This window comes from Prevotella sp. P2-180, assembly GCF_002251435.1.
Lineage (GTDB): Bacteria > Bacteroidota > Bacteroidia > Bacteroidales > Bacteroidaceae > Prevotella.
Window position 1 is genome coordinate 38,312 of the sequence record NZ_NPJI01000090.1, and the last position, 20,355, is coordinate 58,666.

Below are 20,355 nucleotides of genomic sequence, written 5' to 3' on the forward strand. Positions count from 1 at the left end.
TTTTTTAGCAATACTTACTACTTTTGCATTCCGAAAGCGCGGAATAGTCCTCGCTAACAACAAAATGACTGCAAAAGATGAAAAGTTCATTAATCTTCGTATTGTTTACATTGTGGGCAACGACTGGGCTAAAAGCACAGACTGATTTCCCTAACGACAGCATGCAACTTGAGGAAGTGGTGATAAAAGGAGCAAGGGTCGTAAACCGCACCGACGGTAAACTGATTTTCCCATCCGAGGAAATGACCAAGTCTGCATCATCCGGTTATACTCTTTTAAAGATGTTACCACTGCCTAACGTGAAAGTTGACGACATCAACGAGACCATATCTGCCGCCAACTCTCTTATGGGCAATGTGCAAGTGAGAATCAACGACGTGGAAGCAACGACTGCCGATATACAGTCGATGCAACCGAAAGAGGTTGAGAAGGTGGAACTCATCGATAGGCCTGGAGTTAGGTATGGGGAGAATGTAGGCATTGTCTTGAATATCATAACACGAAAGGTCACAAGTGGATATGTAGTAGGGGCAAGCGGCACTCTCGTTCCAAAGGCTGATATGGTTAAGGGCAATGCCTATACCAAGAACAACAGCGGAAACAACGAGTTATCGCTAAACTATTCCGGATATTACCGACACTCCAATGGTATGAACGAAGTAGAGCATACAGAATATCTCATGGCTGATAATAAATATTGTAAGGTGGAGAGAAACACCAACGACATCATCAACAGAAACACAATGCATGATATACAGGCAAGATACAGTTGGATAAATGCAGATGGCTCCGCATTCCTCACAACACTATCCACATCAATAGACAACAACCCGCGAGACTTCAGGAAGACAGATGTCGCATACTCCGACGGGAGAAACACGTCAGAAACCATCGATAACAGCGAGAAGACCATAAGTCCTCTGCTTGACCTGTATTTCAAAACCCAATTAGGCAAGAGCCAAAGCCTCATCGCCAATGCGACAGGATCATACACACATACCGTTTATGCATATCTGTTTACATCTGACGATACTTCTTTTGGCTACAACACACTCGGAAAGGCTTGGTCGCTCAAGTCGGAGGCGATATACGAAAACCGCATGAAGCCCTTCACCCTCTCAGCTGGACTTCGCTATGCTCAGAAATATATCGATAATCACTATTCGGGAGATGCCACTCTCGTGTCGCAAATCCATTCAAGCAACATCTATGCCTTCTCACAAATACAAGGCTCATTGGGGAAAATCGGTTATATGGTGGGACTTGGGCTTAGTCGTGAATATTATCGCCAAGGAGAGACCAGGTACGACAGAGTGTGGCTTCGTCCGAAACTAAACCTTTCCATGCCCATCTCCAAAAGTCTTAGGCTCAACTACACCCTCACCTCCGCGCCTGCCTCGTCAAAACTGCAGAACATGAGCGGAATGTCCATCATAACCAATGGTATGGAGTATTCGGAGGGTAATCCTGAACTGATTATGGAAAGACGCGACGACCATACACTCACACTGAGCTATCAATCGCCACGCCTCTACACCCAACTGATGACATTCTTTCGCCACAACGCTCATCCTGCCATGCAGCACGTTTACCGTACAGAAGACGACCGTTTTGTAAAGACCTTCCTTGAAGGCCGACGTATTGATTTACTCATGCTGCAGAGCTACACCAACTACGACATCATTCCACAGCATCTCAATGCCTATATATCAGCAGAAATGTTGAACATCTGGAATGACGGACAGAACTATAGCCACCGCCTCACGTCGTTCAACTTCAACATCGGTCTCACTGCCTGGCTTGGCAATTGGACGATAATGGCAACTATGGACAATGGTTATCATTTCATGGAAAACGAATACGAGAGCCGCAACATCTTCTCCGACTTTGTAAGTGTTTCTTATAAATATAAGAATATCACGGCAGGCCTCTTCTGCCAAGACATGTTCAAGCGTAATGCCAAGATTGAAGAAGTGGAAAACCATAACCGTCTTGCCCACAAACTCCTGATAGCACATAATCACAATACGTCGAGTGCCATCGGCATAAAACTGACGTGGAAATTGTCGAAAGGCCGCAACTTCAAAAGCATCGACCGCGACACCAACTCCTTGAAGGACACGGAGACTGGAGTGGCTCGTATAACTCACGGCAACGGGTAGGAGGAATCTTTGCCTTTATGCCTACAGCAAGGAAGTCGTCATAGGAGGGTAACGTCCGTAACCATCAGGAAGACTGTCTTCGAACACTCCAAAATAACCGTAGAACGGATGAGGTTTGGCTATGAAAATTCATATCCTATGTGCCTTTTTCTTTCCTGTGTTCTTGCGTATCTGCAACAGTTCGTCCATAGTGGAGTATTTGGGTTGACCAAAAATATGTCTCAGTTCAGAAGTGTAGCCCAATGCCATGGCAATGCCTATAAGGTTTTTCAGCGAGATAAGTCCCTTCTGCTCAAACCTTACTATATTGCTTACAGCCACACCTGATTTCTCCGCCATCTCCTCGCGAGTGATGTTCTTCTCAATCCTGCGCTTGCGGAAGTCGTCGGCAATCCCCCTTGCTATATCATTGGGATTGTCAAGCATATAGTTTTCCAAAACTGATAACATATTGTCCATATCGTCCGTTATTTATAAGAAACAAATAAAATATTATCAGTTGCAAAATTAACGCTTTATTTCAATATGTCCAAGAAAAGACTTTTATTTCTTTCAAACATTAAAGTTTTTTAATAGAGAAATAGCCACAGTAACCGCCAATTCAAAGAAATTACTTGCCCCAAACAGCGAGGCAAGCAGATACTGCATCCCGAAGAGTTTTCTTGATGTGAGGAAGTTGCGCAGTTTTTCCACGGGTAAATAGGCATTGACAATGCCCATTATGATGCTGAAATGTTTAACTTCGATGAGGACTTTATTTTTGTCCAATAAGGTATCCGCCAATCTCATCAATGTATTTTCTGTCAATGCCATTGGCTGCGGCAAAGTCGGGAAAATGACTCACGGCATATTCTACATCGTCAACAATAGAAGATGCATTCCTGATGCAGGAGTCGTCACCAAACCTGAGAATATCGTCACGAGTGATTTTCCTGTCCTTGCCGCATAACGTCAATTCATGGCGATGATACAACGGCGACCCATGCAAATCCACCGTAAAGTTCAAGTCGTATGCAGGAGCAAAATGCCAATGCCCATCTCTTCCCATCAAGAACGAGAAGTTCTTGTTATGATCATCAACATTTGCCGCAAAAACATTAAAAGCGGCTATGCGGAAGATTTCCGCCAGCTCGTTGTCGGGTATTCTCAACAGTCGGGCAGTCTTCATCAAGTCCTCATAACAATCTGCGTCAGGAGATAAGGCAGCAAGTGTCTGGATATGCAATTTGTCTTTTCCTGCCCTGTCAAAACGCTCAGTGATAAAATGACTATGCCCATCTATTGTAATCAGTCTTGATGGCATCATCTTTATTCCACATGCCAAAGCCATATCGTAATACGTCTTTTCCATTAGGGTATATGGAAAACGCCCGACTCTGTCAAATTTCAGAATATAATACTTAAAATTACCCTCAAGTTGTATTTGACCGGATTTCACTGTACCGTCATCCTCATTGATGGCAATAATTGCCTTGGGTTGCATACCTCCTGCTGATGTGCCAACGAGATACAGACTCTGCATACTTGCACTATTCAGATTATCCACAGCCTCAGACCTCTCGTTGAGAATATCATCCGCTATCTTATAAAGACAGGACAACTCCAAATCCACCGGAGCACTCCATTGGTCAAAACACGGTTCAAACTCCAGTGCCCCCATGGCACGCTTACCCATAAACGCCAATGCGTCAACCGGGGTGAATTTCACGTCGGGCATATTTTCATGCTGCCATCTTGAAATAAGACTTTCACCCCAACGGTCAGGTAGCGAGTCTGCAAGAAATTCAGGCAATCCCTTATATATTTTTCGTTGTATGTTGCCCTTGTATATTCCACCTTGACGAAGATATGGTTTGCTGATGGATGCCGTCAATGGGGCAATGTCATATCCAGCCGACAGGAATGATGGAGAGAAGCTAAAAAAAGCCCTTCTCTCCTTGTCGTCCCACACCAATCTTCCGACATCATACCCCCAAAGCGTGATTTTCAAAACGTTATTCATACTAAACTCCTTCCTTAATGTTTGACTCTCTGCCTTTGCTTCCCTTTTAGTTTCTTTTGAATTTCCTCCATTTCAAATGGCGACACGGGCAACTCGGGAAGCACTCCCTCGATTTGTTCTAAAATGCCAATAGCCCTCATTATCCTCAACAAGGATTCGAGGGTTACATTACGCAACTTTCCATTCTCGAAGTTTTTTACTGTGGCAATGCCCACACCTGCATTGTCTGCCAATTCCTGCTGTGTGAGCTTGGCGGCAATGCGATAACGCTTGCAGTTACTCCCCATTCGTGAGATAATCTGCGCATTGGTATCTCCATAAATCAAATTCATAGTGCAAAAGTATGAAATACCATCCGTAATGCCAAATATTCCGCGTTAAAATATCACAAATTATACGTTGGCGTCGTAAAATATCCACGGAATTTTTCCCCGCCGTTTTCCCCGCAGCCCTCCGCTTTTTCCCCTTAGCCCCGTTTCTTTCAGGACAGGACGAGGGGAAAAGTTGGGAAGAGGAAGTTTTGTTTGTAATTTTGCAGCGTCTTCCAAAATGGGAGATGCGGTCTTTGATTTCGTTGGCTTGCCTGTGGCGGAGATTTGCAGGGGGATGTCGCCAGGACTCTACACTCTACATCATTCACACCTAAACCACACGTTTTCAGCGGGTTAAGGAATGTAGGGTGTCTCTCAGCCCTACATTCACCCTACATTCTCCCTACATAGGTTAATTGCCATGAAGCCGAATACCGGAATTGTAAATCTTATCAATTCTAATTCAAAATGGAAAAAGAACTACTTGAAAAGGAGTCATCCTTTGAAATGACAGAAACAGCAGGCTTGGTATTCCAAGTGGAATCGTTCCTGGAAGAGAACTTCCAATTCAGAAGAAACCTGCTGATGGGGAAAACCGAAGTGAGGTGCAACGGCTGCGACCAATGGCTTCCGCTCACTGCCGAGACACTGAACTCGATAGTGAGGAAAGCTAAGAAGGAGGGCATTGGCGAAAACAAGTCGCCGAAACAGGACATCGAGGAGTATGTCAACTCCGACGCAGTGCCCGACTACGACCCTATAGCCGAATGGATTTCCCGACTTCCCGCATGGGATGGCAAGAACCACGTTGCCGATCTGTTCAGCCGAATACCTGGGTTGACCAGCGAGCAATTGGCGTTTCTCTCCACATGGCTTCGTTCGGCTGTTGCCCATTGGATGCAGATGGACAGCATACACGGCAACGAATGTGTCCCCGTTCTGATAGGCGAACAAGGTTGCGGAAAATCGACTTTTGCGGTGAGACTGCTGCCTGAGGAATTTCGTTGCTATTTCCTTGACCACATCAACTTCACCAACAAGTTTGACGCCGACATGGCTCTTACCCACAACCTCATTGTCAACATAGACGAGTTTGCCAACATGGGAGTGTCGCAACAAGGCAGACTGAAGCAAACGCTCTCAAAGAGGAAGGTGAACGGCAGACCGATTTTCGGGCGAAGCCAGGAAGACCGCCAACGTTATGCCTCGTTCATTGCCACAACCAACGATGAGCATCCGCTCTGCGACCAAACCGGCTCACGACGCTATCTTTGCATAAAGATACCGAGAGGGAAACTTATTGACAATTCCTCGCCCATCGACTATGAGCAGTTGTATGCCCAACTCTACCACGAGCTGACTGTAGGCAACACTCCTTATTGGTTCAACACCGACGAGACAAAGAGAATACAGGAGCTGAACCTGCCCTTCTTCCGTACCGACGACATGGAGACGATGATCGGCAATTGCTTCCGTTTGCCGCTTCAGGGAGAAGAGGGACAATGGGTGAACAGCAAGACAATCCTTGATACCCTAAAGACTCTCTATCCGAGCCTGCAGACATCGAACAGCACGAAGATAAAAATAGGGCAGACGCTAAAGTGCATGGGCTGCACGTCAAAGCGATTCACCCAAGGACAGAAATACCATCTCGTGCCACTCAAGGTCGCATGATGTAGGGTGAATGTAGAGTGAATGTAGAGTCGAGAGGCACTCTACATTCTGTAACTTGCAGATTATCAGAGAGTAAGACGCAAATAATGCAGAGTGTAGAGTGCCACGCAAGCAGGCTTATACACGACGCAAACGAGACGTTAATGCCGATGAAGCGTAACGTCTCCTACGGCTCTGTCACTACTATGACAGCCGACTGTCACAGTTATGACAGACGACTGTCGTAAGGTGACAGACAGCGAAACACAAGTTATCTTTAACAATAGCATAAGCTATCATCAACAAAAACATATACTTAAAATTATGATTACAATCAGTAAAAACGCGGCATGCCCTTTGTCGGCATGCAAGAAGAGCGGCGAATGTGCCCGCCACGAGAATTATCTGGAGGCGAAAGCCGAAAAGATGGAGTATCTGACACTTAACCCCGACATGGTCAGCCACGGCGACAACGGTTGTGAGCACCGCCTCGTAAGAAAAACGGTACGTATGGCATACGGGTTCAAAAAGTTGTACAACAGCATTCCCAAGGGAAACGCCAACTACTTTTGGCTGTCAGCCGGATTGGGAAGCGACTCAACCTACTATCGCCATAAGCGTGGGGACTATCCGCTTGGTCCTGAAATGCAGAGACGGCTGCTTGAAAAAATCAAGGAGAAAGGCGGCAACCCTGCGGTTGGCTTCGACCGCTACGCCGACGAGATAGTGCTTGTCAGACCTTGACGTAGAGGTCTTCCATCTCAAGGCATTTCCTCAGCAGTTTGTCACACAGCTTTTCCGACCATTTCTTCTTGCCGTTAAGGTTTCGGTAGTCGAGAAATGCCGAGTTGTCCCATGCGGCATAGTCGTAGAGAGTAAAATAGCCTGAGTATTCGCGGAGTGTGTCGCCAGAGAAATGCTTGTCGGCAGGCAGATGTCCGAACCATTCGGGGTGCATCATCTGCTGGGCAAAATGCTCATGCGAAATGTCGGCAATGAGGTTATGGTGGCGAAGGACGCACCAAAGGCAGAACCAATGGCTCTTCTTGGTGATGGCCTTCGCCATCTCCCCAATGCAGTGACGAAGCCTTTCCATATCGACGAGGCGACCGTTGACTGTCTTGTGAAAAACTTGGTTGTAGATTGCCGTGACGCACACCTCTGGATGCTCGATGGAACGTATCTGCTGGTCTATGATGAACCATTTTGCCACAGCCGACACAAAAGGATCATAGTCCTCTTCCTTGCAGCCGCCTTTGGCAATGAAATCCTGTGCCATTGCCTCAAGGTTGCCCGCATGGCTGAGAAAGACAAGCTGCAACGACTGGGGCACAGCCTCGCGGAGCTTTCGTCGTGCTTCCTTCAGTTGGCTCACCGTAAGCTCGCATCCGTCGTTGTCGTATTTCAAAGTGGCGAAATACAGGTCAATATCTTCCCTGCCCTTGGGCGAGTCGATATATTGCTGAATGGAAGCCTCGAAAATGAGTCCCGCCTCCTCGTTGCTCAGGCTCACGCCGCAAAGGTTTTCTGCCCTGTAGAAATGCATCATCAGATAGGTGGTCCGCATGAAGAGCAGCAGAAGGTTCCACAACCGTTCTTCCGACGGCATGCCGGGATATTTCGTAGGCTTGTATTTCTTGTTCAGCAATCCCTCCATCATTGCCACTTCACTGCTGAACGACGTGAACTTATATTCCTCGTTGTTGGCAATGCCGTCGAGCTTTGGCAACATGCTAAGTATCGTTGTCGTTGTCCTTTTCCATTTGTGCCCTTCAAATTGTCCCTCGCTCCTTACCCTTCTTATTGCATCTTGCACCAAGGGAGTTATGCGTTCCGTGACCATTTTCTCTAAGGTTGCCGCATATTCCATATTCTTTAGTCTGCGGCTTCTCTTCAAGTCTTGGTTTTGCCTCGCCATGTCCTCGTCTGCCATAAGACACAAGCGTGCTGCCTTTAGCGAGAGCGACAGTATGTCGAAGGTCAGTTCCTGCGTGCCGTAGTCGTCCCAGGCGTCGGTGAGCATGTTCCACATGGAGATGAAAGAATTCATCTGCCTGTCAAACATTTCGTAGCTGAAAACCGACGCTATGTCCTCGTAGTCATCACTCATTGTTCGTTTTATTTCCATTGTCATTTTTTGCTTCACTCAAGCAATGTTATGCATGATACATATAAAATATGTCTGCAAAGATAATGAAAAAATACAAGGAACAAGAATAAATCAAAGAAAAAATTGCCTCCGGTTGAAATCGTGCTAAATATAGTAGATTACCACCGGGGCAAGTACAATTGCAGTGTCCCCTTCACAGGCTTCTTTTTCAAGTGGAATTCAATATATTTCTTCTCCATTTCTTGGAAATATCGTATTTATTTCGTATTTTGCAGCGTGAAAAGTGTTTGTTTGATAAAATGCAGATGATATGAGCAGATTCAAGTACCCTGTAGATACCGACCAGTTTCAGAGAATTCGTGAAGATGGCAAGGTGTATGTTGACAAGACCGGCATGATGTATAGCCTTATCAACAAGTATCAATATGTCTTCCTTGCCCGACCCGCCGTTTCGGAAAGTCGTTGTTGTGCAACACCTTCAAGGCTTATTTCCAAGGTCAGAAGGAACTGTTCGAGGGGTTGAAGGTCATGGACTTGGAGAAGGAATGGAAGACATATCCCTTACGAAGCCGACGGATGCCATCTGACAAAATGCGGAGTGACCATTTCCTCAGAAGCACGAAACATCACGCATTGGCGGGCAGTGGATAAGGATGGCAAGGTCATCGACGAGCAGGAGTTTTGAACAAAAGTATTAAAACAGGTTGTCCAACGTCACTTGACTTTCAATCGATTTCATAATAGATGATTTCCCCGCGCTGTTTTTCTGTAACCACAATTCACCTGATAACCCAGCATATTTTGGCTATATCTGCTTCAAAGGAATCCTTATTGACGGCTCGGTTCTTCACTGCCGAGCGATAGTTGTAGATAGTCTGTGGGGAATAGAATCCCTCTCGCTTGAAATTGGTGTCCATGAGTTGCTCATTCAGTTGGTGTAGTTGATGTTGCTGTTCTTCGAGCAGGGCGTTTTTCTCCCTTACAGCCTCGCATTGCTTATTCAGTTCCTGGTTTTTGTCTTGCAGTTCCAGCCTGTGCCTGTGCAGTTTGGTGTTTTGTCTCTTGATAACAAAAAGAGCTATAAGCAGGGCAAGCGATAATACTCCAAGCGCTACAAGACCGTAGAGGATATGTCTGCTCTGTAATCATATCCGTAATGGAAAGAAAACCGCTAAGCTCGCCTCTTAGCGGTGTTTTTGATAATGCTTGCAGCGTGACTGGCACTGTGTCGTTGCATAAATCATCAATTGACTTAGCTTTTTATTATGTGGGCGCAGCATATTGTTCATAAACAGCAGCCCGTTATATATAATCACGAAAACCAAGTTTTCGGGCCTCAAAAAACGAGGAGACGAAATCTGAAATAAAAAAAACAAACGAAATGGTTTGTTTGGTATTGTTAGTGTTTTTTTATTTCTAATCTTTTATTGTTTGAATTATGTTATTATTCTGGTCTAATGCTATTACAACCATGTCGCTTTGGAAACGAATCCAACCTAACTAACTTATTACTTCTTTCTTCATTTCAATCATTTTTTAGTTTGACAATACATTACATCACGAAATATCCAGTATGTTCAGGTAGTATGTTGTCTGGGTCTGCATCAAAATCATAGGCTTTCAGTTTGGCACTATGTTTTGCCCAATTCTCATTAGCTAAATACTCGACCAATACCGATGCTTGAACGTATATAAATCCATTTACTACTGTTGTTGGGTTAGAACCATATCCAAAACCTCCAGTCATCATTGCATCATTTTTTATATATACATTACCATATTTCACATGCCTAAAGAAATAGCCATTGAAACTGGTGCAATTATCAATTACAACACATTCTTCATATTTATAGTTATGATTTACACTACCAAAACCATAAACATACTTATAAATACCATCAACACTTTGTCCAACATTTACATTGCCGTAAGGTGTATCTCTATTTTGCCTAAAATAAACTTTGGTTGCAGTGGTATTCCAATTCCAGCCTTGTGAAGAATGGTAATAGATTGTTCTTAGTTTTTTGAATGGTGACATATCAAGAATGTCAATGTTTGGACAATTTTCTGCTACCTCAGTTTGGGTAAAACCATCTATATTTGTTACGGAATCCAAGTTGTCTTGTATTGTACCTACACCATCACCAAACTTTTTTGCTATAAAGTCTAGCCATTGTTTGTCCTTGAACCTCAGATAATACCCCGCCACATTCAGCTCTAATCTCGAACCGAAGAACTCACGGAGAGAGGTGACAGAGTCCTCGTAGGCATAGCCGGCCACGTTGATGACACCTTCGAGCACTGGACGCTGCGCAGAGTTGACAAGAAGCATATTCTCTTGGTCGAACTCCACAGACCCATAGCCCTCGCCGGTGGTGGGGTCGTAGCTATGCTCGGTGAACGTGGCAAGCATGTCTAAGTCAGCCGACGTGCCTGCTATAGGAGTATTCCACATCATCGTGATGAACTGGAGGCTATTGTCCTCTGTGTTGTATATTTTTCGGAGAATGTCAAATGGAGAGAGGTTAGGGCACTCGTAGTAGTAGAGGCCATTGATGGTGGTGAGACTGCCATCGGGTATTGACATCTTCTCCATCGTGAGCAACGGTAGGGTATGAAGGAAGAGCGTCTGCAAGCCTGTAGGAAAGCTCACTTCCTCCACCTTCGCACCCATCGGGATGAGCAGCGTGGGCACGTTTGTTCCCTCGAAAAACACCTTCTTCAAGCGTGGGCAGCCAAGCAGGCGCACGTCGTTTTTCAGCGACACCACGTTTCGGGCATCAATCTCTTCGAGCGACGCACCGCTCACGGCAAGCGTAGAGGCGTTGAACGTCACGTTGGCAGCGTCGGCATCGCCCACCTTCAGCACCCTCAGGCGCTTGCCCGATATGGAAAACGAGGCTCCCACCGTAGCGTCGCCACCACGGCTTGTAAGAGTGAGTTGGCAGAGGTCGCCTATAGAGGTGTACCAGTCAACCGCCTTTAGGTAGTATGTGGTCTGTCCGTCCGACGTGGCCGCTATTACGCAGGTCTCGCCGGCAAGAGTCCTCTCACCCTTGACGTTCTGGCCGCCGCCGATGTTGCCGCTTGGGTACATATCAATAGCAGGAGTGATTTGAAAGTTGAACGTCTTGGCAGGAGTGAACTCCAGCTTACCCATACCATCATCCGAAGAACCCGTGAACGCAGCTATCTCATAGAGCGAAAACACATAGACAATGCGACGCTCCACCCACTGACGCTCTGCCTCGTACTGAGTGCCGAGAGCCTGGGTAAGCGGAAAGACGTTGTTGTATGTCTTGTTGGGGTCGATGACCCACGGAGTAATATAACACCAATTACTGTCGTAGTTGTATGCAAGCATCGGGAAATACTTGGCTGTTCGCTCCCAGAAATAGTAGTCGAACATGTTCATCACGGTCTCATGAACCGTTGAACCCTGTATGCCAAGCTCGCCCGCCATCGACACGAGAGCGTTAACCATACGGCTCATCATGGTCTTGCAGCCTGTGCGGAAGCAGCTGCCGATAAGTGTCCAGAACACCGAAGAAGAGCCTTGGTAGATGTCTGTGCCATCGGCGGTCACATCGCCCACCTCCACGCTGTAGCTCTTGGTAGATTGTCCGTTGTTGTCGGTGGCGAGGATAGAGTCAAGGTCATCCTGCTTCCAACACCAACGCCCGCCCTCGCTCAGGGGCTTGAACTTGAACGGATAGGTGTTCTTGGCGTGGTTGTCGGTAGCACCAATCAGTACACAGAAGTTGTCGTGATACTCGGCATCCTCTATGCTCCAGTAGTTGCCAGCCTCTGCCTGGAACTTCGCCCCACGAGCCACGATAAGCTCGCCTGTGGAAGGGTTGTCCATATTGTCAAGATAGCCGTCAAGATATGTGCGCACATCGTGACCATCCAGTATCTCATACTGCTTGGTCTTGAGGCGGTAGTATATGAGGTGATAACTACTGTCGTAGAGCGTCAGAACGCCATTATTACGGTTTCCGAACACGTCGGTGCGGCTCTGGAACGCATAAACGTCAGCGTTTATCTCATCAAGAGTCATGCCCACCTCGTCAAGCGAGCGCAGGAACGGAGAACAGAAGTATGCTATCTCGTACGCCGGCCGCCATTCCTGTTCGAGAAGGTTCAAGATGTTGTCCCAATCCTCTTGTGTTCCGTCCTCGGAGGTTTCCCAAGGGGCGATTGACACGTCCCACGCCTCCTGACCGCCGAACATAAGGGTCTCGTCGGAAGGAGAATAGGTTACGTCAATCCACGGATGGAGGAAGCGAGTGCCGAGAGGTGCATGGTTAGGGCCCTCTATCTGCAAGAGTGAGGGATAAGCCTTGGTGTCGTAGCCAAATGTCTTCTTGTCGCCTTTGTCAGGGCCAGCGGTGTAGAGACCAATGAACTTGTATGTTCCGTCCTTGTACTTCTGGAATCCCACAAACGGATAAGAGTATATCGCCACTCGGTTTGACGTTGAGGGCAGAGACGATTTCAGTCCAAGACGCTCGTACAACTCGTCATACATGGTCGTACCGCCAATCTTATGTCCTTGCATAGAGGAGGCATAGTTCTTCTTAGCCGTAATCTTCGACACCTTCGGGTGCAATCCCTTTCCGGCTATGTAGCCCTCCTTGGTGTCGGTAGTTCCGTCGGCATAGGTAAACAAGGCCTCGCTCTTCAACTTCCATCGCACGTTCCATCGGTAGTATCGCATAGAGGTTGTTCCCTGACCGTCTATCGGAGCGTTATCAATTCGCACGTTCCACTCGGGGTGGTCGTTGTATTCAAACGTCACTGATGACTTGACCTTCACGTTGTTCTCAACGCTCGGGATGTCTATATCGTCGGGCATCTCAATCACCATACAGTTGTAGCCTGCCGCCTTGCATAGCTCATAGCTCACCTCCGTTCCGTCGATGATGTCGTTGTCCTTGCGCACACCCTCACGAGTGTAGTCATTGGAGTCGATGAGGGTGTTCAAGAAGTTTGTCATAGCGTCTCCCGCCTCGAACACCTTGCCTGTGTAGTAGCGCATCATATAGAAGTAGAAGTCGGCACTCTTCTGCCCCATCTTCAGATAGCCGTTGCCAAAAGTCGTGTTACCGCCATATTCAAACACGCACTGGCGCACGCCGTTGACGTAGATATGGCAAAGGTTACGACCCGTTGTGCCGTAGCCACGCTGGAGTACAATCACGACGTGAAGAATCTGATCCTCGACGAGCTGGACGGTCTGAGCCACCATCTGCCTGTTACCAGATGTCAGCACGGTGAGGCGTGTGGGAAAGAGGATTATACCATTTGTCTCGGCGGCATTGTATGTGTCGGTGCTCATGAAGCTCATCACGGGCGTATCGTAGTCGGCCACATTCGAGCATCTGTACTTGAACTCCAGCGTTAGACTGCCTGCATTAGAGCCGGCGAGAGGTTTGAGGTCGGGCACCTCGACGGTATTACCCGCAGCCACCACGAGACACTTGTTGTTGTCGGAGTCCATCGCCCATCCGTCAGTTGACCATGCGAAGCCCGTCCACGCTGCGGCATAGCTAATCTTGTCAGCGCCTGCGGCGATGTTGAATATCTCCTGGCGGTCAGCAGCTCCATTGCTACGGAGCGAGGAGTTGGTGTAGAAGTTTGCACCAGCAACGGCAGCATAGGAGTTGCTGTTGTCAACCTCCATAACCAATTCTTCTACACGCTCGCTGGTTGTTGCCCTCACGCTCAACGTTACTCCGTCTGCGGCTTCCGTCTCTATCTCCAGCTTGGTTGTGTAGGCGGTCTTTGTCTGTGTCTGTACGGTCAGTTCCTGTCCAGATACAACAATAAAGTCGTTGTTGCCGTCGTTGGCCGTTATGTCAAATGTGACCTTTGTGGCATTGTATGTCGCATAGCGGAAGAGCGTCTGTGTGTTGTAGTTGATAGCCTTGTCGGCTATGTCGTTGATGCAGACAAGAGACACGTTGTTTGCATCCGCAGCCGCCACGCATATCACATTATACATGTAGTGCTGTGTCTCCACATTGTCGCCGCCCATCCATATCTCTATCTTATGCACACCTGTTCCGCCCTTGGGGAAGTGGTTTGTCATGTCAAAGGAGTAGGCCGTGGTGGTGTAGCTTGTGCCTGAGTTGAAGGTCACGGTGTATAGTTGCTCGTCATCTTCGTCTACCCTAACGTATAGTGTTTTTTGCAGCTTACCCGAAAAGTATATGCCGTCGATGGCATAGGCAGCGCCTTCCACGAAAGCCCTGTTCCAAGAGAACTCCGAAGTCAGCGTGAGTGAGGTCACGATGGCGGTGAACACCACGCTCTTCACCTGTCCGCTCTCCAATCCGGTAATCACGAATCGTATGCGGTTGTTGCCGATACTTACATAGTTTCTCACCTCCTCAGCAATGCTTTCTCCGTTCATGCAGTTTCCCGACGCTCTGTCCACATACACACCGTTGCCTGTGTCCACCGCCATTGTATAGGTATAGTCCTCTATAAACTCAGTGGGCGAACCACCAATCTCCATCGCCTTGGTCGATGGCGTGAGGGTAATCTTCTTGGACGTTGACGACGTAAGAATATAGAATGATGTAGCGGTGTCGCTCGCCACATTGATGCTGTAAGAAGTGCCTGACAGCGAGAACGAGCCAATGCGTTGTCCGCCTTGCTCGGTGAAGAACGTGACGTTGCCGCCACTGTACTCTATCCACCCGACCTTTTCGCCGGCCACTCGCAAGGCGTTGGCAATACTCTCCCTCACGCTCTCGTCGTTATCCACAAGCTCGTTTATCTTGGCGGGCACTTCGTTGAACTCCTCAGCCGTCAGCTCGTCGCCTTGGCTCTTCTGTGGTATATTCAGTCTCTCGATAGCCATATTATGATAGTTTGAATGGGAATTTGTAAGTAAACTTATTGTTCTCAACGACAGGCATCCTTACGTCTGGCCGTCCGAGGGCATGAAGTATATAAGGCAGCTCGTATGTGGCCGTTATGTCACGACTGCTCTCCAAGGCCACGAGCCTTACGCTTACAAGCTCCCCCGTCTCCTTGTTCGTCACATTACTTAGGCTTGCCTTGATATACCTTATTGCCATGATTATCCCTTGTTGGTTAAACGTGTTATCAGTTCTCGCTTGATGGCGGCAATGAGTTGGCTCTGCCTTACCACTTGGGCTATAGCATTGGTATACTTCTCGTCCACCTCCACCTCGTCCGTGGAGTAGTATATCTCCCTCGCAAGGTCTTCAAACCCAATGTCGAGCAGCACACTGCCGTTATACATCATCATGTTGCCAATCGTCTGAGCTATATCAAACGTCTGCTTTGAGCCGTCAAAGGAGGTCTGAGCCTCCAGTTTCTTGAAATTTATCTTCATGTCTTTATTGTTTATTCAGGTACTCTTATTCGTAACTCGTCTCCATTGTAGATATACAAAGCTCCGATAGGAACTTCTCTATAATCTTTCGGTATGTCAAGGAACACGGGAACATTGAAATAAGCCATATTATTAGTCAATGTTATCTTTGGAGCTATTCCGGCACTTGTACTATCGTTTATCAACAAAGCCGCGTCTGTCCCTATTCCACCATTAATTAAATCTTCAAATGTTCCTATGCTCAATGTGATATTTGTAGTGCCGTATGAGAGGCTTATTCCTTTCTTGCTGATATTAAGCATTCCGTTGCCATCGTCCACTTCACCCGAAGAAATGCTATTGGAGCTGATTTTCATACCCCCAATCGTTCCGCTTGTGGCATTTATCTCTCCGCTTACATTCGCTTCCTTGACTGTGAGTTTTCCGTCTGAACCCATAATGAAGTTGTCGTTAACATTCAGACCGTTGCTCAACACAAGGCTTTCGGCGGTAATGTTTCCAGAAATAACAGCATTCTTAGCGGTCAGTTTTCCTTCTGAATCAAGACTGAAATTTCCTCCGCTATGTTCTATCTTTTCCGATAGAGTTATATTTTGGAACGTACCCCCTACGGCATTAACGACACCATTAAATGTAGCATTTCCGTCCGCACCAAGCACAATACTCTGTACACCATCCTTGCCAATCCATACGCCAGTTTCATCAACGTGTAGTATGTCGTTCACCGTGGTTTCGCCATCTATCACCACTTCCCCCGCCTTTATCTTGGCAATTCCGACAGGGTTCCCCTCACTGTCGTATTCCACTGAAGCATGCAGGTATGCCTCTGCAAGAGTTTGGTCGCTCCCATCTACCTTTTGGGCAAACATCCCGACAAAGTTCTTGGTCGTGATAATTCCTGCCGCATCAACAGTATTACAATCACCGCTGCCAAATACGAGCAACCGGACAAGACTGCCAAGGTTTTCAATAATGCCAGATGTTGGTCGACTTATTACCTCCCACGCTTTATCACCATACATCGACACTTCCACACCTCCTTCTATTGTTTCGCCAGTCACGGCCACCTTAAACGTAATCTGCTTCAGATATACATCATACTTTGAGGCAGAGTTAGGCCTGTCTCCTGTATATACCACAATCACATCGTCATTGGTGGCAACGTATGCCGCCATAAAGGCCTCTGAGAGTGTATCGTCTCCTGTTATTTCTGTAAACGAGCCACCCCCATTGCTAATATAAACCTTGCCATCCACGTGACATATATCTCCAATAGTTGCACCTGTCGTAGATTGCAACCGGAGCGAAATCACATCTTGCATATCAATATAAGGAAGCAATTTCTCTATCAGCATGGAAATGGCTACCCTTGGCTCTTTAGCCTCTTCCAAAGTTACAAACTCAGTCCAGTCCGTTACAAGTGCCGTCTCTCCTTTTATGCGCCCTACCACACACACCATCATAGACCCTTTTTCAGTGTCTGCGGCATCAAGTTTACGCCACAGGTCTCCGCGTTTGTATGGAGGCGTTGGCAAATCTACACTGACAAACACCCTCATCTGTATAGCAGACAAAGCAGTGCGTAATTCTTCTGCCCGTTGGTGATATTGCTTCCACCTCTCTGTGAAAACGCTTCCTTCTATCGATGTATTTTCCCCGTTATAAAGCATGGTTGGTGACGATATGGCTTCAAGTGATGACATGAAGACATCCACAACTTCTTCTGTCAAGTCGTTAAGGTAACACCAGAGCCGGGTGTATGCCAGCCTGTAATTGTACAACACGCTGCCGTTGCCTTCACTCATTCCGTTTTCCTCTGCCTGATACACGAGTTCTGTCGTTTCTGTCACTACACCTTCGTAATCCCTTATGACGGTCTTCTTTTCCACTGCCGACAGTATATTGTCATCGGCCATGCGTGCCAACTCTGTTATGGCGGCATCGGCGGCATCCTTGCTGTCCTCAGACATTATCTGTACCATATTGCTATAGCTCTCGTAGTATGTGTTCCACGTAGCCCTGTAATCGTCAGCTGACGGTACCTCCGTGTCATTGTTCAAATCCCTCAGCCATAGCGGCAGAGTTGTCTCATCCCATTCCTCTCCACCGTTCAGCATAACTGCGAGTGTCAACAATGCACTGACATAAGACGTGTAGACGTTCTCGTTCGCCTCTCCTTCTTCATTTACCCCATAATAATCATCAGCGTCAAGACCATAGTTTAAGCAATATTCCTTTATTCTATTGTATTCGTTGAACGCTTTGTTCCACTCTATAAGCACTCTCGTCTTTTCCGTACCGGCACATATTATTCCGTCACTTGTCACGTCTGAGAGTTTTTCCAACGCTGCCAAGGTGTCTGCATCGGTCACTTCCTCCCAATAATACAACTCACCTTCATCTGTTATTTCCGACACCCACCTCCATACCAAGCCTCCTTCCGATGCCTTTCTTCTTGTATCATAATATATATCCTGGACGTGCATCTTTTTTGCCGAGGCGGTCACCCAGTCGCTTGCAGGATAGTTCGCCTCTACTGTAGGGTCTGACATTGTGGGCAGCGGGGCATAATCACCAAACCACAAGTTGAATTGCCGGTCTGCCTGGTTCTTCACCTCACCAAACGCTTTGTTCAGTGATTTGTATTGGTCATCTGTCTCTTTGAATTTTTCATTAACAGTCACCATACCGATGTTACCTCCTGCCCTTTGCAAGGCTTTTAGCTGGTCGATGTTCATCGGGGCAGTACCGCGATAATCTTCGCTTTCCGTGCCTCCACCACCGCTTACCTGCACACTGTCTATCTTGTCAATCAACGAGGAAATCAATCCCTTAGGCGTGAAGGTGCCATAGGTTATGCTCTGCTGTCCTGTTATGAGGTCTGTTGTAACACTCGTGACTATGTATCCGTCTTGCTTGTCTGACGAGAGTATTGAGTCATGCTCTCCCAGTTTTGGTGCCGTTCTACCTTCGGTCAGAAAATCTTTCCAATAGATCTGCTCTGTGTAACTGGCTATCTTGCCGCTACTGTATATGGCGGCCACAGCTTCACCTCTTTGTCTTAGTTCCTCCTTCGCTTTTTTTATATACTCTTCATCAAGGGCGACATTCGTCAGCGTTATTTTCTGCCCGGATCCAGGACAAAGGCCTCCCTCGCCTTCTATTCCGTCTGTTGGCAACGATGGGAGCAATGTGTCGCCGTCGGCCTGCATGATTATTCTGTATTCGCCAGCCTTAACCGCAAAACCTGTTTCACTGACATCGTCTTTCTCCTTTTCTACAGTTGACTTGTCGAAGTATGACAATTCAAACTCTCTTCCTGTAAGAGGGCCGCTCTGGAACAAAATGCCAAGAGGTTTGCCTTTTATTATCGATTTCGTGTCGAAGGAATACGTGTCCACACCTCCGTTGGCATTCTCAATTCCTAGTCCAACATACCATTTCGCATATTGCTTGTAACCTCCATTGCCGTTGGATATTTTGTTGCCATTTTCATCCAACAGATAACATAGTCTGTATCTTGCTGATGTTATCACAAGTTCCATCTTTGGATATATGTCATCAAAAACAAGCAGTTTCGTCATTGCAGGACCGCTGCCTTTGCTGATTATGCTGCCGTTATCGTCTATTGTCAGTCTTTGGGTTATTGCACTGTAGCCTCCTTTTAGAGTCTTCTTTGCCATATTACGAGTACCACCGAGTACGACAAACCTGTTGTAATATGACTCTGCGGCGTATGCTTTTGACATTCCTATACATATCTTGCCTTTCACGTAGTATGCGTTCACACCGCAGGCATCTGCAATCTTTGTCACTGCTGACTTTATTGTGTCTCCGTCAAAGCTCACTGATATTGCTTCTTCTGAGGTCAGTACGGCTTCTGAGGCTGATACGTTCCAGCCTCCAGACAAAGTGCCCAAGAATGTCTGTAAATCTGTGATAAGCGTAGAGGCCGGGCCGGTATAAGAGAATGTGTATAGCGTCAGTTTGTCACCGTCGGTAGTCTCAACAGTCTTAAAGAAAAGGGTCTTGCCAAGAATGGATGACATATCGGAGAACTTCGGACTCCACTGGTATATTCCGTCACCACTGCCTGCCGGGGCGTATGTCTCCAGCATCACGTAATCTCCAAGGGTGGTCCCGGCAGGTATTACACCACCTCGCGAAGATTTCCATGATAACGTCAGGCTTCCGTCGCCGTTGATGTTGTCAATCATCTGACCGGAGTCTATTACGGTATCGCCTGTTATGAAGTCGGCTTCACCTATGCCTGTTATTTTGGTCAATTCTTCATATGTCATATTTCTGTATGTATTTCTGGATGTGGCTCTATGAGCGATAAAGTGAATTTTGCCATTCTTTGGTTCCACTGCTGAAATGGCTGACAGTCTTGATAAATCATGTGATACACTGTGTCTGGAAAGTAAGAGGTCTTTAGCATGAAATATCCTTGACCCAGTACCTCAGAGCATAATAATGAAAACTTGTCTATGAATTCACGGTCACTTTTCGCACAAAGGTGTATCTCCAGACTCACGCTCTTGCTGTCTTTCTTGCCAATGGAATCCTCCAGACAAGCTATTCCGTGCTTCAGGGCGTTACTGTTACTCACCGGCTTTTTTAAGGGAGCAGGGGCTATAAGATTGGACAATGATCCGTCTTCAAGCCCTAAACCGTATCTTTCCCATGCGTCAACCCATCCCGAGGTCAATGCCGACTTAAAATATAACTTTCCTTTTGGCATA

At 47.0% G+C, this 20,355-nt stretch carries 15 protein-coding genes and 1 pseudogene; 5 read left to right on the forward strand and 11 right to left on the reverse strand.

From position 1 onward, the window contains the following. Window positions 1–77 precede the first annotated feature (77 nt). Complete coding sequence (locus tag CIK98_RS12320) at window positions 78–2,162, forward strand: hypothetical protein (RefSeq protein ID WP_141210534.1); 2,085 nt, start codon at window positions 78–80, stop codon at window positions 2,160–2,162. A 129-nt stretch (window positions 2,163–2,291) separates the two neighbouring features. Here CIK98_RS12320 and CIK98_RS12325 read toward each other — a convergent pair whose 3' ends face one another. From CIK98_RS12325 to CIK98_RS12340, 4 genes are all read right to left on the reverse strand, one after another. Further along, window positions 2,292–2,621 (reverse strand): helix-turn-helix domain-containing protein, encoded by a 330-nt coding sequence (locus CIK98_RS12325; RefSeq protein ID WP_094384655.1) that lies wholly within the window; start codon window positions 2,619–2,621, stop codon window positions 2,292–2,294. A gap of 93 nt (window positions 2,622–2,714) precedes the next feature. After that, on the reverse strand, window positions 2,715–2,975 hold the full coding sequence (locus CIK98_RS19075) for a hypothetical protein (RefSeq protein WP_141210535.1): 261 nt from the start codon (window positions 2,973–2,975) through the stop codon (window positions 2,715–2,717). Continuing rightward, window positions 2,917–4,164 (reverse strand): type II toxin-antitoxin system HipA family toxin, encoded by a 1,248-nt coding sequence (locus tag CIK98_RS12335; protein WP_094384659.1) that lies wholly within the window; start codon window positions 4,162–4,164, stop codon window positions 2,917–2,919. Before CIK98_RS12335 ends, CIK98_RS19075 begins: the two co-directional genes overlap by 59 nt. Window positions 4,165–4,178: 14 nt before the next feature. Then, window positions 4,179–4,496 (reverse strand): helix-turn-helix domain-containing protein, encoded by a 318-nt coding sequence (locus CIK98_RS12340; RefSeq protein ID WP_094384661.1) that lies wholly within the window; start codon window positions 4,494–4,496, stop codon window positions 4,179–4,181. 447 nt (window positions 4,497–4,943) lie between these two features. On the opposite strand from CIK98_RS12340, the gene CIK98_RS12345 reads away from it, so the two are divergent. The 3 genes from CIK98_RS12345 to CIK98_RS12350 all read left to right on the forward strand — a co-directional run bounded on the left by CIK98_RS12345 (window position 4,944) and on the right by CIK98_RS12350 (window position 6,872). After that, window positions 4,944–6,149 carry a VapE domain-containing protein gene (locus CIK98_RS12345; protein ID WP_253249725.1) on the forward strand — a complete coding sequence of 402 codons (1,206 nt, stop codon included), beginning with the start codon at window positions 4,944–4,946 and terminating at the stop codon, window positions 6,147–6,149. 86 nt (window positions 6,150–6,235) lie between these two features. Next, window positions 6,236–6,376, forward strand: a complete 141-nt coding sequence (locus CIK98_RS18270) for a hypothetical protein (RefSeq protein WP_172409937.1) — start codon at window positions 6,236–6,238, stop codon at window positions 6,374–6,376. 76 nt (window positions 6,377–6,452) lie between these two features. Continuing rightward, window positions 6,453–6,872, forward strand: a complete 420-nt coding sequence (locus CIK98_RS12350; protein ID WP_141210536.1) for a DUF6078 family protein — start codon at window positions 6,453–6,455, stop codon at window positions 6,870–6,872. Here the strand turns inward: CIK98_RS12350 and CIK98_RS12355 are convergent. Beyond that, window positions 6,862–8,256: a hypothetical protein gene (locus CIK98_RS12355; RefSeq protein ID WP_141210537.1), complete on the reverse strand. Its 1,395-nt coding sequence runs from the start codon at window positions 8,254–8,256 to the stop codon at window positions 6,862–6,864. The two genes, CIK98_RS12350 and CIK98_RS12355, sit on opposite strands and share 11 nt — an antisense overlap. 292 nt (window positions 8,257–8,548) lie before the next feature. On the opposite strand from CIK98_RS12355, the pseudogene CIK98_RS12360 reads away from it, so the two are divergent. Continuing rightward, window positions 8,549–8,889: pseudogene (locus CIK98_RS12360) on the forward strand (AAA family ATPase). 128 nt (window positions 8,890–9,017) lie between these two features. On the opposite strand, the gene CIK98_RS18275 reads toward CIK98_RS12360, so the two are convergent. The 6 genes from CIK98_RS18275 to CIK98_RS12385 form a co-directional block, all read right to left on the reverse strand. Then, window positions 9,018–9,155, reverse strand: coding sequence for a hypothetical protein (locus CIK98_RS18275; RefSeq protein WP_172409938.1), 138 nt, complete (start codon window positions 9,153–9,155; stop codon window positions 9,018–9,020). A 635-nt stretch (window positions 9,156–9,790) separates the two neighbouring features. Continuing rightward, window positions 9,791–15,109: a hypothetical protein gene (locus CIK98_RS12365; protein ID WP_094384666.1), complete on the reverse strand. Its 5,319-nt coding sequence runs from the start codon at window positions 15,107–15,109 to the stop codon at window positions 9,791–9,793. Window position 15,110: 1 nt separating this feature from the next. Continuing rightward, window positions 15,111–15,329, reverse strand: coding sequence for a hypothetical protein (locus tag CIK98_RS12370; protein ID WP_094384668.1), 219 nt, complete (start codon window positions 15,327–15,329; stop codon window positions 15,111–15,113). 2 nt (window positions 15,330–15,331) lie between these two features. After that, window positions 15,332–15,610 (reverse strand): hypothetical protein, encoded by a 279-nt coding sequence (locus CIK98_RS12375; protein WP_094384669.1) that lies wholly within the window; start codon window positions 15,608–15,610, stop codon window positions 15,332–15,334. A gap of 11 nt (window positions 15,611–15,621) precedes the next feature. Continuing rightward, the gene (locus CIK98_RS12380; RefSeq protein ID WP_094384671.1) at window positions 15,622–19,911 is read right to left on the reverse strand and encodes a hypothetical protein; all 4,290 of its coding nucleotides are present in this window, start codon (window positions 19,909–19,911) and stop codon (window positions 15,622–15,624) included. Beyond that, on the reverse strand, window positions 19,908–20,354 hold the full coding sequence (locus tag CIK98_RS12385; protein WP_094384673.1) for a hypothetical protein: 447 nt from the start codon (window positions 20,352–20,354) through the stop codon (window positions 19,908–19,910). Before CIK98_RS12385 ends, CIK98_RS12380 begins: the two co-directional genes overlap by 4 nt. Window position 20,355 lies beyond the last annotated feature (1 nt).

Coding starts and splice junctions, on each gene's coding strand:
- CIK98_RS12320 (WP_141210534.1), top strand. CDS start 78: ATGAAAAGTTCATTAATCTTCGTATTGTTTACATTGTGGGCAACGACT.
- CIK98_RS12325 (WP_094384655.1), bottom strand. CDS start 2,621: ATGGACAATATGTTATCAGTTTTGGAAAACTATATGCTTGACAATCCC.
- CIK98_RS19075 (WP_141210535.1), bottom strand. CDS start 2,975: ATGGCATTGACAGAAAATACATTGATGAGATTGGCGGATACCTTATTG.
- CIK98_RS12335 (WP_094384659.1), bottom strand. CDS start 4,164: ATGAATAACGTTTTGAAAATCACGCTTTGGGGGTATGATGTCGGAAGA.
- CIK98_RS12340 (WP_094384661.1), bottom strand. CDS start 4,496: ATGAATTTGATTTATGGAGATACCAATGCGCAGATTATCTCACGAATG.
- CIK98_RS12345 (WP_253249725.1), top strand. CDS start 4,944: ATGGAAAAAGAACTACTTGAAAAGGAGTCATCCTTTGAAATGACAGAA.
- CIK98_RS18270 (WP_172409937.1), top strand. CDS start 6,236: ATGCAGAGTGTAGAGTGCCACGCAAGCAGGCTTATACACGACGCAAAC.
- CIK98_RS12350 (WP_141210536.1), top strand. CDS start 6,453: ATGATTACAATCAGTAAAAACGCGGCATGCCCTTTGTCGGCATGCAAG.
- CIK98_RS12355 (WP_141210537.1), bottom strand. CDS start 8,256: ATGGAAATAAAACGAACAATGAGTGATGACTACGAGGACATAGCGTCG.
- CIK98_RS18275 (WP_172409938.1), bottom strand. CDS start 9,155: ATGGACACCAATTTCAAGCGAGAGGGATTCTATTCCCCACAGACTATC.
- CIK98_RS12365 (WP_094384666.1), bottom strand. CDS start 15,109: ATGGCTATCGAGAGACTGAATATACCACAGAAGAGCCAAGGCGACGAG.
- CIK98_RS12370 (WP_094384668.1), bottom strand. CDS start 15,329: ATGGCAATAAGGTATATCAAGGCAAGCCTAAGTAATGTGACGAACAAG.
- CIK98_RS12375 (WP_094384669.1), bottom strand. CDS start 15,610: ATGAAGATAAATTTCAAGAAACTGGAGGCTCAGACCTCCTTTGACGGC.
- CIK98_RS12380 (WP_094384671.1), bottom strand. CDS start 19,911: ATGACATATGAAGAATTGACCAAAATAACAGGCATAGGTGAAGCCGAC.
- CIK98_RS12385 (WP_094384673.1), bottom strand. CDS start 20,354: ATGCCAAAAGGAAAGTTATATTTTAAGTCGGCATTGACCTCGGGATGG.